General features: G+C 46.0%; 12 protein-coding genes and 1 tRNA gene. 5 read left to right on the top strand and 8 right to left on the bottom strand.

Annotated features, from left to right (window positions below):
- Positions 1 to 139: 139 nt before the first annotated feature.
- From QQ055_RS07190 to QQ055_RS07180, 3 genes are all read right to left on the bottom strand, one after another.
- Positions 140 to 1,051: an Hpt domain-containing protein gene (locus tag QQ055_RS07190; RefSeq protein WP_286004452.1), complete on the bottom strand. Its 912-nt coding sequence runs from the start codon at positions 1,049 to 1,051 to the stop codon at positions 140 to 142.
- 131 nt (positions 1,052 to 1,182) lie between these two features.
- Positions 1,183 to 3,012, bottom strand: coding sequence for a PAS domain-containing sensor histidine kinase (locus QQ055_RS07185; protein ID WP_286004451.1), 1,830 nt, complete (start codon positions 3,010 to 3,012; stop codon positions 1,183 to 1,185).
- 7 nt (positions 3,013 to 3,019) lie between these two features.
- Complete coding sequence (locus QQ055_RS07180; protein ID WP_286004450.1) at positions 3,020 to 3,193, bottom strand: hypothetical protein; 174 nt, start codon at positions 3,191 to 3,193, stop codon at positions 3,020 to 3,022.
- A 181-nt stretch (positions 3,194 to 3,374) separates the two neighbouring features.
- Here QQ055_RS07180 and QQ055_RS07175 point away from each other — a divergent pair, with 181 nt between their 5' ends.
- Positions 3,375 to 3,539: a hypothetical protein gene (locus QQ055_RS07175; protein WP_286004449.1), complete on the top strand. Its 165-nt coding sequence runs from the start codon at positions 3,375 to 3,377 to the stop codon at positions 3,537 to 3,539.
- A gap of 381 nt (positions 3,540 to 3,920) precedes the next feature.
- Here QQ055_RS07175 and QQ055_RS07170 read toward each other — a convergent pair whose 3' ends face one another.
- Entirely contained in the window at positions 3,921 to 4,259 is a 339-nt protein-coding gene (locus tag QQ055_RS07170; protein ID WP_286004448.1) for a tRNA-binding protein, read from the bottom strand.
- Positions 4,260 to 4,484: 225 nt separating this feature from the next.
- On the opposite strand from QQ055_RS07170, the gene QQ055_RS07165 reads away from it, so the two are divergent.
- From QQ055_RS07165 to QQ055_RS07155, 3 genes are all read left to right on the top strand, one after another.
- Complete coding sequence (locus tag QQ055_RS07165) at positions 4,485 to 5,174, top strand: DUF547 domain-containing protein (RefSeq protein WP_286004447.1); 690 nt, start codon at positions 4,485 to 4,487, stop codon at positions 5,172 to 5,174.
- 148 nt (positions 5,175 to 5,322) lie between these two features.
- A tRNA-OTHER gene (locus QQ055_RS07160) sits at positions 5,323 to 5,441 on the top strand.
- A gap of 34 nt (positions 5,442 to 5,475) precedes the next feature.
- Positions 5,476 to 7,080, top strand: coding sequence for a TROVE domain-containing protein (locus tag QQ055_RS07155; RefSeq protein WP_286004446.1), 1,605 nt, complete (start codon positions 5,476 to 5,478; stop codon positions 7,078 to 7,080).
- Between the two features lie 98 nt (positions 7,081 to 7,178).
- Here the strand turns inward: QQ055_RS07155 and QQ055_RS07150 are convergent, their stop codons facing one another.
- Both QQ055_RS07150 and QQ055_RS07145 read right to left on the bottom strand, forming a co-directional pair.
- Positions 7,179 to 8,630: a class I SAM-dependent methyltransferase gene (locus tag QQ055_RS07150; RefSeq protein WP_349775327.1), complete on the bottom strand. Its 1,452-nt coding sequence runs from the start codon at positions 8,628 to 8,630 to the stop codon at positions 7,179 to 7,181.
- On the bottom strand, positions 8,624 to 9,286 hold the full coding sequence (locus tag QQ055_RS07145) for a type II restriction-modification system restriction endonuclease (RefSeq protein WP_286004444.1): 663 nt from the start codon (positions 9,284 to 9,286) through the stop codon (positions 8,624 to 8,626). Before QQ055_RS07145 ends, QQ055_RS07150 begins: the two co-directional genes overlap by 7 nt.
- Before the next feature lie 407 nt (positions 9,287 to 9,693).
- Here QQ055_RS07145 and QQ055_RS07140 point away from each other — a divergent pair, with 407 nt between their 5' ends.
- Positions 9,694 to 10,740, top strand: coding sequence for an SGNH/GDSL hydrolase family protein (locus QQ055_RS07140; protein WP_286004443.1), 1,047 nt, complete (start codon positions 9,694 to 9,696; stop codon positions 10,738 to 10,740).
- Here the strand turns inward: QQ055_RS07140 and QQ055_RS07135 are convergent, their stop codons facing one another.
- The gene (locus tag QQ055_RS07135) at positions 10,741 to 11,493 is read right to left on the bottom strand and encodes a metallophosphatase (RefSeq protein ID WP_286004442.1); all 753 of its coding nucleotides are present in this window, start codon (positions 11,491 to 11,493) and stop codon (positions 10,741 to 10,743) included.
- A gap of 234 nt (positions 11,494 to 11,727) precedes the next feature.
- Positions 11,728 to 12,543 carry a metallophosphoesterase family protein gene (locus QQ055_RS07130; RefSeq protein WP_286004441.1) on the bottom strand — a complete coding sequence of 272 codons (816 nt, stop codon included), beginning with the start codon at positions 12,541 to 12,543 and terminating at the stop codon, positions 11,728 to 11,730.

The raw sequence follows: 12,543 nt of genomic DNA, 5'->3' as shown, positions 1-12,543 counted from the left end.
GGGGATGGGGAGATGGGGGAATGGGAGTTAGGAGTTAGGGGTTGGGGGAAGAGATAAGAAGACTTAATAACTATTAACTCAGCACTCAGCACTTTACACTCAGCACTTAGAGAAGCACTCTTTTCCCCCATCCTCTTCCTTACTTAACGGCTGTTTGTAACCGCTCAATCAACTGGGATAATTGCTGTTGATTGAAGGCTGCGATGATGGCTTCAGCGGCGGCGTTGGGTTCCACTGTCAGGGCGATACGCCGTTTTTCAGATTGTGCGGCTAGTTGTTGCAGTTGGGAAGACGGGGACACCTCATCAACTCGTCCGGCTTGTACGAGTTCGCTGGCTTGGCGGATTTCTTTGATGACCAATGGCGCAAGCGTAACATAGGAAAATTGAGGATTGGCGATCGCGCTTTGAGCCGTTTGAATCAAATTCTGCCAAGTCTGGCTGGTTTCGCCAACATTGAGCAAACTCCCGCACAACTGTTCCAACTCCTGACGATTGGCCGGGTTGGGAGATTGACGAAACTGCTGTAACATTTGTCGCAAGACTGCTGTTACCTGAGCGACAATATCGGGGGGCGCGACTCTCTGAACCCCAGATACGGGCATATCTTCATCTTCTACACTAATGCCCGCTTCACCTAACAACTCATTCAGGTGAGCCTGAAGTTGATTGAAAATGGGTTCAGCCTCTTGTACCAGTTGATCCGCTTCTTCATCGCGCAAGCCAAACGGCCCTTGCAAACGACCCAGCAAATCGCGGAGGGGATCGAATCCCCGAATAAATAAGGACTCTAGCTTTTGGTCGGGTGTAATGGGATATTCCTTGAGGATCTTAAACCCATCTTCTAGGCGGTGAGCAATCTTTTGAATGCTGCTAAACCCCAGCATGGCTGCTCCCCCTTTAACAGAGTGAGCCGCCCGGAACATTTCGTTCACCCGTTCGGTGTCCTTCATCGTGGATTGTAAATCTAACAAACCTTGTTCCAGGGTATCGAGATGCTCTTTGGCTTCCTCAATGAAATAACCTAAAATCTGTTGCTTCCCAGCATCCACGGCAGTATTCCTCAACCTGACATCACTAGGGTAGTAGCTGCTAGGGGAGAAATGCCATACTTTAACAAAATATGTTGCCGGAAATCTTGGGTATTTTTGGGCAGCAAGACACCTTCTCGGCGTTTTGTAACTTATACGGGAATCTCAATCACAAATTCTGCCCCTTGTCCCGGCTCAGAAACGCAACGTAACTGACCCCGATGGCGTTCTACCACGATTTGATAGCTAATGGATAGACCTAGCCCCGTTCCTTTACCGACAGGTTTAGTGGTAAAGAAGGGATCGAATAAGCGCTGCAAGACTTCTGGGGGGATGCCAGGGCCATTATCTCCAATCCGAATGGTAATGCGATCGGGGTGGGAGCGTTCAGTGCGAATCCAGATTTGCGGGCCCCCTGGCTTGGCGGAAAATTGTCCCCGTTCGACGGCTTCTTCTAGGGCGTCAATAGCATTGCTCAATAAATTCATAAAGACTTGATTCAACTGTCCGGCGTAGCACTCGATTTGGGGAAGTTTGCCGTAATCTTTGACTAACTGAATTCCCAAGGCTCCCGATTTCTCTTTGAGGCGATGTTGCAGCAACAATAGGGTGTTGTCTAGCCCTTCATGGATATCAACGGGCTTCTTTTGGGCCTCATCTAAGCGCGAGAAGTTGCGTAAAGAGAGGACAATTTGCCGAATGCGATCCGCCCCTAACTGCATGGAGCCTAGAAGTTTGGGTAAGTCTTCTAGAATATATTCAATTTCAATGTTTTCTGAGAGTTCTACAATTTCTGGAACGGGCTGAGGATAGTGCTGTTGATACAGGTGGACGATGGCCAGAACATCAGCGATATAGGCGTTGGCGTAGTGAAGATTGCCTGTAATGAAGTTAACGGGGTTATTAATTTCGTGGGCAACTCCGGCGACTAACTGACCGAGAGAGGACATTTTTTCAGTCTGGATCAGTTGAATTTGGGTTTGCTGGAGTTCTTGGAGGGTATTTTTCAGTTTGCTGGTTTGTTTGCGAAGCGAGGAGATTAGGCGGGTTTGTTTTTCTTTGGATTGGCGGAGGGCGTCTAGGACTTGTTTGCGATCGCTCACATCGCGGACAAAGGCACAATGGTACTCTTTACCATTAAACCGCAAGTGGTTAATCGTCATCTCCACCGGAAATAAACGCCCAGTTTGGGTGCGATGGTGCGCTTCAATCGTCAACGAACCGCAACGGCTTAAAACATTCCAATGATAAGCCCAAGCGCCCTCTGTCAAATCTGGATTAATATCGTGAATCGTTTTTGTTAAAAGTTGCTGGCGCGAATACCCCAAGGAACGACAGGCTTCGCGATTGACATAGAGTAACTTACCATCAGGAGCAATCCAAAAAATAGCATCCGCACAGCGTTCAACTGAAAACTGAGTGAGCTTCAGCGTATCTTCTGCCCGCACTCGCTCGGTAATATCGGTTGCAATCCCTACAAAACCCGCTACTTCTCCCGTTGGCTGTAATAAGGGAGAGGTGCGGTGTTCGTATACCCATCCCTCATAGTCTGCAATCCAAGAATGTTCGCTACCGCTGAGGGCTTGACGCAAATTTTCTAAAATATAGGGCTGATCTTGATAAAGCTCCAGTGCCGATTGACCCACAACAGCCTCAGATAAGCCGATGTGTTCGATACCTTTGCCTTCAATATGAGTAAATCGTCCTTTGCGATCGACTGCATACACAATAACCGGAGCATTGGCAATCAGACGATGCAGAGTTGTTAATTCTTGCTTCAGTTTTTGGTTTTCTTGGAATAATTCTGTGGTTTGAGCATCCACCCGATGTTTAACAATCCGTTCTAAACTCAAGGGATCGACCGCAGTCGGCGTTGGAGTGAAGGGCGTAAAGCTCGGTAAAGCCCCCATTGCACTCGCTTGAGCCACGCTTTTTGCCGGATGACCTAACCAGTTTGATGTTAATCGCGGTATCCAAATCATAATGAAATTACTCAAACTCCAAAAAAGCATAAAAATTCCAAACGGTAAAAACTCCAGTTCCACAGCCGCTCCGGATTTTGCCGGACAAAATAAAGAAAAACGGGGAGAACTTCGCCCAAAGGTAAGGCGATCCGCAAGGAGTCGTCAAAATGGCTAAATCGGGTTGGCGACGGGCTTGCACGCTCTAAGATGTTGCTCCCAGCGAGACTGCGAACGTTAATAGAGGATTGAAAAACTTTTTGTAATGAGTCTTGCATCAAAAGTTCAGTAAGTATACTGAGGCATCAAGGAGCATATTAGAATTATGCAGATGTTTGTTAATTTTTGTAGGGGGTCTTTAATAAATTTCAAATAGAGCAGGCATGAGTAATGCAGATGATTCGCAAGAATTAGGGTTCAGCCTGCTGGAAGCCTTTGACTGTCCTTCAGGGGTAGTAGTATTACTTTCTGGCGTTTTCTGGGCGATCCGGCTTGCGGGAAACTCGGCGCGAGAAAATCGATCCCCATCAATTTCTCATCGGTTTTAAGCTCTAACAAAAGTTAGATGCTTGAGCCTTCCGCAGGCTTTACACTAATCGAAGCCTCGTTTTAACAATTCTTCACACGATAAGAGTGGTTGCGAACTTTACTGTTCTCATCCCCGCTTTGTGTCCTACTAGACTTGACAACTTCACTGCACAACTCGCTTTGGTTTGCGCTCATGTCCATTCACAGCAACTCGCATTCTGCAATTGAGTCCCTTGTTGACCAAATCATCTCATCCTACAAACTCACTCGTGCCGACCAGCAGATGTTAATGGATGCGTTATTATCTAAACAATCCCTGAATGCCACTGAGCAATCGTTAATTAATCAAGTTTTTGATGGGATTAAACGGGGCTTGGTCAGGGTGATTGATTAGCCTAAAATCACAAAACGCGCAACCCCAAAGGAATGTCGCGATCCGGTTGGATTAACGCGACTTCCTGGCTTGGCAATACGACGCCAAGAACTAGCACTTCTGATAAGAAATCTGCAATTTGTCGGGGCGGAAAATTAACAACGGCAAGAATTTGTCGATCGATCAGGTCAACAGGATTATAGAAGTGAGTAATTTGAGCGCTAGATTTTTTAATGCCCAGTTCATCACCAAAGTCAATCCAAAGTTTGTAAGCGGGTTTGCGAGCTTTAGGAAAATCTTCGGCTTTAATGATTTTCCCGACGCAAATTTGAACTTTTTCAAAATCAGAATAATCAATGAGATCCATTTGAGCTTTTAAAAAAGGGTTGACTGAGTTGACCTCAGTTTCTCTATCAAAATCAGTTTAGTGCTTTCACCATACGTTGAAAGGGAAGCTAAAGTAAAATTATTTATAAATTTTTTAGAAACTTGTAAAACTAGGCTAACGGTAGGGATGTGCAAGTTAGAGAGCCAGAGACAAAGCGGTTTGAGCTAGAGTCATTTATGAATCTTAAGGATAATGAGGGATTAAATGCTTGATTTTACCCCTTGGGATGCGTTACTTCAGCGATATGTCAATGATGTTGGTAGTGTTAATTATTCGGCTTGGCAACAAGAGTCTTTAGAACAATTAAAGTCTTGGTTATTTAAGGTGGAATCATTCGATCTTCCAACCTCTTGTCCGAGCGGAGTACAGCTTGCTTATTGGATTAACTTGTATAATGCTGGGGTGATTTTCCAAGTTTTAGAGCGCTATCCGATTCCCTCTATTTTTCCGCGTTTTTTTAATATTCCCAATGGGTTGAGTTTTTGGCGTTTTTTTAGTCGCCGCATTCTCTCCCAAGGTCGTTATTCGCTCAATCAGATCGAACATCAGATTTTGCGCCAGCAGTTTCAGGAACCTCGGATACATTTTGCTCTAGTTTGTGCGGCTAGGGGGTGTCCGTTATTACGCAATCAAGCTTATTATCCCGATACGGTATTCGAGCAATTAGAAGCAGATGCGCTGCGGTTTATTCAGAATCCCCAAAAGGTTCGCTACGATTCGGTAACGCATACGCTCTATTGCAGCAAGATTTTGAAGTGGTATGGCAAGGATTTTCTTCGGGTTTCTCCTTCAGTTGCAGAGTATATCCAAGGTTATCTCCAGGCGGAAATGGCAAGCGCGGACGAGCCTCAGCTTGCTTATCTCGATTATGATTGGTCGCTCAATGCTCAGTAAATCAGGAAGGGAGGGCGTTCTCGATCTTTGACTTGACAGATGTATTACGATGTAATACAACAAGAATAGATTCTCGTAACTCTCTGATGGGAGTTCTGAAAGATCGGGTGCTGGTATACTACAAGCGCTTGATTTTGGTTACGCTCGCGGACGGATAGCTCAGGGGTTAGAGTACCTTCCCTATTCGCCACTTGCCCACCGGGCCGATGAATTAGGGTTATCGGCTTATTATCCGGGAGGTCGCGGGTTCGAGTCCCGCTCCGTCCATTTCTTTTTGCCCGCAGGGGCTGGAGGATGACCGTTGAACTACAATTTTTATACCCAAAAACAAACTGGAACTCCTCAAAATCAGCCCATTCCCGGACGCGAAACCCAGATGATCCAAGGTCGCTCTGGGGGATGGATGTTTAAGGCCGGTTTATGGCGCTCTGTGCGTCGTTGCTTGCTGATTGGAACGGCTCAAAGCACTTACTACGCGGATAAGCGCGAGTTGACGGGGGATTTTGTTAAGGTTCTGAAGAAGGCGATCGCCCAAGAACCCGATCGGGTTGCCCAAGAAATCCTCTATGCTAGCGATGGACGCGCCATCAACAACAGCGCGCCGATCCTCGCCTTGGTGTTGCTGTCGATGGGGGAAACCCCAGAAGCCAAGCGAGCCTTTATGGAAATCTTTCCCCAAGTCGTGCGGACGGGCAGCCATTTTTACGAGTGGTTAAGCTATACCAAAGCAATGCGCGGTATGGGTAAAGTGATTCGCGAGGCGGGTCAACAATGGCTCTCTCGCGAGGATGTGAAGGGGTTGGCGTATCAATTGCTGAAGTATCAGCAACGTCAAGGCTTTGCTCATCGGGATGCGTTGCGCTTGTTTCACGTTAAGCCACCGACGGAAGATCATAACTTGCTGTTTCAGTGGGTGGTGAAGGGTTGGGATGAGCTACCGAGCGAAATTCCTTCGGAAGTGATGGCGCAAATTTGGTGGTTTGAGTGGCTGAAGCGTCACCCGGAAGAAACCGAAAGGGCGATCGCGCAAGGGCGTTTAACCCACGAAATGGCCGCCCCCGTTGGTAAAATGGATCGAGGTGCATGGCAGCTACTGTTCGATCAAATGCCCATCGGCGCAATGCTGCGAAACCTGGCATCTTTAACCCAAATTGGCGTTTTAGAAGCTGACAATACTCGCAATTTAGAGCGCGTTGCATCGGTTCTTAATAACCCCGAACGCCTACGGAAAGGACGCATTCACCCCATTGATGTCCTCAAAGCGCTCAAGACTTACAAGTCGAAGGGACGTTTGGGACGCAGCCAGAAAACCTGGAAACCCGTTTCTCGGATTATTGGCATCTTAGAAAGGGCAGTTGAACTTTCCTTTGAAACTGTTGAACCCACGGGTAAAGTATTTTTACACGCCGTTGATGTGTCGGGTTCGATGTCCTATTCAACTGTGAACTCTATCGGGTTAACTTGTTGCGAAATTGCGACTACGATGGCGTTGGTGACAGCAAAAGCTGAAACCCATTACACCATTCGCGGGTTTGCAACGGAGTTTCGCAATCTCAAAATTTCAGCTAGCGATTCGTTTAGCTCTGCTTTAAAGAAAGCTAGCGATCAAAACTTTGGCGGAACCGATGCGGCGGTTGCCTATGAATGGGCAACTAAACATAAGTTCAAAGCCGATGTCATTTGTTTCTGGACAGATAATGAAAGCTGGTCAGGCTATGGTCATCCTAGCCAAGCGCTGGCAGCCTATCGCAAAAAAGTGAATCCCGAAGTTAAGGCAATTTACGTCACTTTGGCTCCTTCTGCCATTACCTTAGTCGATCCGCACGATCCCCTATCCTGGGACTTCGCAGGCTTTGACCCTGGTACGCCAAAAGTCATTCAAATGTTAGCTGCTGGCGACTTATAACTCAGTTTTACCTTAGACCGTATCGCGCACTATCCTATGGGTTGTAAGCGCTTTTCTTGCGATTGTTGAGAAGCGTATCAACACCTAAATTCAAGTCTTTAACAATTGACAGATAATCTTTTTGCCAGGGCAGATAAGTTTAAACAATTCAATATGCTAGTTTTAATGGGTCGTTTTTCATCCCAAAAAATGAGAGAGGAATAAAAGTCAGTTGCTAAGGGTGAGGTTAGATGTGTAAATGCTTGATTAGCAGCTTCTTCATTGTCAAAGAAAAGAAAATAAACCGTATCATCAAAAATAGTGGGTTTATTTTCAATTGTCCCAATTAGCCTAAAGCTCAATTTTTTATACAATCCACAAATCGCTATTTTCCACGGAGAAAAGGTATATTCCCCAACTCCAAATATAGAAAAGCGAGGTGTTGTCTTATATATTTTGCTTTTCCTATTATCTAAATAGGGTGCATGATGCTCTAAGTATTTCCAGGTTTTGGGCGCTAAGTCTTTGAGTTTGTCTGTTGGCTCACCAATTAGTCTTTGGGTTACTAAAACATAGCGATTAGAATTTTCTATTCTACCTTGAGCGACATCAGATCCTTTGATTAAAGGAAAGATATAAGTTTCTTCTAGGTCAATAATCTCTCCTAGTCCGTTGATATAACCATCTTGAACTTTATGGAATTCCATTATATCTGAACAATCATGTTTAATGCCTGAACGCCATTTTTTACTGGGTTTAGGATTGTACAAGTCTTTGACGCTATTAAATTTATCAATATCTTTGACCAATAGAGAAGCGTGATAGCCAATTTGATAAAATTTACCTTCGTCAAGGCTGTTAAATACATCACAAAAATAATTTTGTGAATTAGGCTTAACTTTACAGAATAATAAACAAGCATCTACATTTGCAGCGAAGTATCTTTTTGCATCTATTTTATAGCTTGCACAATAGTCTAGATAAAGTTTTTGAGAGTGAATATAACTGAGTAATTTCCTCGCAACAGAAGTTTTACACAAAACTGCTATTGATGCTTGATATTGTTGAAGATGATTAATAATTTGAATTAACATCCATTCTGAAATGTCAAAATTACTCTTTCCTGTAATTGCTTCCAAAGCACTATACTTTTTAAAGTTTGTTTTTAAGGGTAAGTTGTCACCCTGGATTTTTCCTTGCTTTGAGTTAGTTACCCAAGGTAAGTTACCAATAATCAAAATATGTCCTTGGGCTTCTTGAACCAAAGAAGACCAATTGAATTGAAAAAAGTCGGCTTGATGGATTGTAATTCTTGTGTCTTGTAAAAAGAATCGCTCTTGCTTAATTTTGTTAATATAATCATAATTAATATCGATACCAATAACTTGGTTCGCGGATTGAAATGTATTTGCGGCAGCTTTAATAAAGTTTCCAATTCCGCAAGTTGGCTCAATAATTATATCGGGTTCTATGCCAAGATCAACTAGCTTGCAGCAAATTTTTTCAGCTAATTCAATAGGAGTTTGAAAATCTCCGTATTCTATTTTTTCTTTCAAAAGCCGAGTCACAATCTTGACCTATAAACAGCAAAAATACCTTCTTCTTGTCCGGCTCTCTCAATTACCCTACTGTATTGCAATCTCCATTGTAAAGCATTAGAAATAGTTAAAAATCCTTGAAGAGGTGGATTTCTCAGAATTTCCTCTGCAATATTTTCGACTTCAATTTCATCAACGGGTAGATGTCGATCTAGCATAAACGCTATGAGATCGTCTTTGTTGCCTTCGTTTTCTAAAATATTGAGAATTCCACGAGTCATCTGAAAGTCGGCTGTTCTTTCAGCACTCACATAAATAGCGTGCAAAATCTCTAAAGTGGCTGTTCTCTGGTTACTATTATCCATTTTTCGATAAACAAAAATAAGCAGCGAGTAACCCAACCCAAAAATTTTTTGCCTAGCCGACTTAAAGGGACAGGAAGACTGAGGCTGTTTAATGCTCGTAACTTTAATATCAACGAATAGCCCCGGAAAATCTATGCCACTCGCAGCATTACCTTCTAGGAACTCATAATTTTCCTTAAGGTAAAGCTTAAACTTGTGTTCTAAGTAAGTCCCAACTGCTTTACCATCTGTGACGCCATAAAGTAAGGGTTCTAGGTGCTGAGACTCGACTGCTGAAAAGATTGCGGCTTCAGAACATAGCGTTTCTACGGTCAGGGTGAGCATCGATACAAACTGAAATTGTGCTAAGTATCATATCCTAATCTGCCAATCTAAAGATTGGCAAGCCAAACATCCATAAGCATTTTTTTTGCGCGAGAAAGATGGCTTTGACTGAGGAAACTGATGTTTGGATTACGGAGTGCGATCGCCTTCTGGTGGTCTCTTGCTGAATGAAGAAAAGTGTGAGTATGGTAGAAGATACATCCAGCTTCAGTAATATCTCTTATGCTTACCGATCGCGAACTTTTTGATGAATCTTTTATCTCAGTACCTATGCAGATGTCGCCTCGGCTGTCACTGCGCGAAACTTTACCAACGGATATCAGCATTTTCAGATTCACGGTCAGTTTGAGGGACGCAATCCCAGCGCGCTATTAGATACTCCCTATTATCTCCAGCAATATCCTGATGTGGCTCAGGCTTTTTTCCAGTCGCAAATTGTTCCCTCTCAGCACTTTGTTACTTTTGGGCAATTTGAAGGTCGTAACCCTAGGGCCGTTTTTGATACTCCATTTTACTTGGCCAGTAACCCAGATGTGGCTCAGGCGGTTGGACGCGACTTGCTGACGGGGGTAGAACACTTTGTCCGATTTGGGCAATTTGAAGGGCGCGTTCCTAGCGTTCTATTCAATCAGGTTTATGTGTTTGGCGATAGCCTTTCTGATGATGGTAACGGATTTATCCCGACAGGCGGTCAACTTCCCCCCAGTCCTCCGTATTTCCAAGGGCGCTTTTCTAATGGGCCGGTTTGGGTTGAGCAATTAATCCCGCGTTTGGGGTTGAATCTGACCCCGCAAACCAATGTAGCATTTGGGGGCGCGACTTCGGGGACGTTTAATGTGAATACCCAACTCCTCCCGGCGGGTTTCCCTCCACTTCCGGGCGTTCAAACGCAGATTGATGGTTATATTAGCGCGGCGAATGTTGCCGATCCGCGATCGCTCTACGTGGTTTGGGCGGGTTCTAATGATTACTTAGGGGCCCGTTCTACCGATGTTCAAGGCGTTCTCAATAATATTGCTCTGGCGATTACCAAGCTGACCAATATTGGCGCGCGGAATATTATGGTTCCTAATTTACCCAACTTGGGAATTACACCCTTAGCGACCAGCTTAGGCCCAGAAGCCGCTCAAGGATTGACTCAACTGAGTGCGGCTCATAATGCGGGTTTAGCCACCCTGATCGAAACCCTGGATCGCAATCCAGCCGTTAATATTATCCCAGTGGATGTGGAAGGCTTAATTAACCAGGCGGTTACAAATCCCGCAGACTTTGGCTTTACCAATGTGCGAGATCCGCTGTTAGTACAGCCCAGCAATAATCCTAGCCAGTATCTATTCTGGGACGATCTGCACCCAACCACCACCGCGCATAGCTTTGTAGGAGATCGCGCCTTAAGAGCAACAACCGCCCTAGGTGAAGTCGTCAGCATCGAACAGGCTCGCAGTGCTAGATAATTAAGGTGCAGACTGTCGCGCCGAAGTTGGGGAAAAGCCTAGGCGATCGCCATAACGCACCGTGCGAAAGGAAATGAGATCGCTCTTCGGATGATAAAGAGTGTATGTGGCCTGTCCGGGTATTTTCCCCACGCTACCCACCCCAATAATCTGTTTGGGGGAGAGCGTTTGCACCTGACTGGCGGATTCCCCCTCCAAAGAGGTGAGGCTGCTTGTCACCGAACCCGATTGTAATTGATACTGAAACGCCTGACCCGAACGCCCGCAAAATAGGCGGTTCGCCTCGCCCCGAATCAGCCGATCCAGCATTTGCAACGGCGGCGTTTCAGGCGTCAACTCGTCGTCAACACCCAGGGTACTGCCATGAATGAGCAGACAGTCTAATTCAAAAAAGCCAAAATGGAGCGATCGCAACCACTGCACCGTCTCCCGCGAAACCGAGTTCCAGAGCTTTTCCACCGTCTCCGGGCCATAACGGGCGATTAACTCCGGCGTTTCCGAACTCGCCCCAACTGCGTGCAGGCGAAAGCATTGTTCTTCCCACCATCCTACGCATACCTGGGGTTCGGGTTCTCCGCGTCGGGGCGATTGTACCCGCCGCACCAACGCCTCACAATCGGCCTGGGGCCCCACCAAATCCCCCAGAATATACAGGGCCTCAACGCCCCCTTTCACCCGCTTGAGATCGGCCAGAACCGCCTCATACGCTGCTAAATGACCTGCAATTCCACTTAAAATCGCCCAATGACTCATCAAAAACTCCTGGGTCTGAAACCCCGTCTTATTAAGAGAGCTTTGTGTTAAACTCAAAAAATTGAGTACCGCAGGGCTTGCGGGAGGGCTTAAGCCGAAAGTCTGTGGAGCAAACATAAGACCGTAAAACCCCTTGCGGGTAGAGGCAGTTGCTATGAAACAGAAATCCAAATCGTGAGGTTTGGGAATCACCGCACTTTTAGGGCGGTGAGGATGTCAACTTCAAACTTATCCTTAACGCTGACAGACATGGGTGGCATCTTCCGCCATTTCCGCAAATTCTAGCCCCCGCGCCAGCCGCCAAGCGAAAATTGCCGGAAGTCCTTTTTCTACAATCGCCGTGCAGGTTTGCTGATAGTCGTAAGCCACCTCTTGCAGGCTGGCTTGCTGCATCTCGGTATCAAAAAGGGCGTAAGTGGCGTTCGGTCGTCCGTGGCGCGGTTCCCCCACAGAACCTACATTGATAATCTGTTTTAGCGGCACGGTGAAATTCAAAGTGCTGGCTGTTTGCACCTGGGGGTGTAAAAGCGCAGCCTGCAAGCTTCCAGATTGCAAACGCCGGATATAGGGGCGGTGAGTATGGCCGCAAAACAGCACATCTGCCCCCGCAGAGAGTACCCGTTCTAAGGCTAAGAACGCATCCACATCCGAGAGTAGATATTCGTGGGCGCTATGGGGACTACCGTGAACAAAGGCGAGATTTTCATGTCGGAGGCTGTGGGGTAACTGGGCGAGAAATTCCCGATTTTCTGGGGTAATCTCGCGATTAGTCCATTCGTGGGCGATCAACCCGCGCTTTTCTGCCAGTTGGGAGGGATAGCTACATTCGCAGGCGTTGAGGCCTTCAACGATGTCTTCATCCCAACAACCCGCACAGGTGGGAATGGAGAGCGATCGCACTTTTTCTACCACTTCATTAGGATAGGGGCCATAACCCACTAAATCCCCCACGCAGAAGATTTTCTCCGCCTTTTGGCGATCGATATCGTGTAAAACCGCTTCCAACGCGGCTAAATTACCGTGAATGCAAGAAAGAACTGCTATCTTCAT

It is taken from the genome of Geitlerinema calcuttense NRMC-F 0142 (genome assembly GCF_030285425.1).
This window is presented reverse-complemented; position numbering and strand designations above follow the sequence as displayed.

Coding starts and splice junctions, on each gene's coding strand:
- QQ055_RS07185 (WP_286004451.1), bottom strand. CDS start 3,012: ATGATTTGGATACCGCGATTAACATCAAACTGGTTAGGTCATCCGGCA.
- QQ055_RS07175 (WP_286004449.1), top strand. CDS start 3,375: ATGAGTAATGCAGATGATTCGCAAGAATTAGGGTTCAGCCTGCTGGAA.
- QQ055_RS07170 (WP_286004448.1), bottom strand. CDS start 4,259: ATGGATCTCATTGATTATTCTGATTTTGAAAAAGTTCAAATTTGCGTC.
- QQ055_RS07165 (WP_286004447.1), top strand. CDS start 4,485: ATGCTTGATTTTACCCCTTGGGATGCGTTACTTCAGCGATATGTCAAT.
- QQ055_RS07145 (WP_286004444.1), bottom strand. CDS start 9,286: ATGCTCACCCTGACCGTAGAAACGCTATGTTCTGAAGCCGCAATCTTT.
- QQ055_RS07135 (WP_286004442.1), bottom strand. CDS start 11,493: ATGAGTCATTGGGCGATTTTAAGTGGAATTGCAGGTCATTTAGCAGCG.
- QQ055_RS07130 (WP_286004441.1), bottom strand. CDS start 12,543: ATGAAGATAGCAGTTCTTTCTTGCATTCACGGTAATTTAGCCGCGTTG.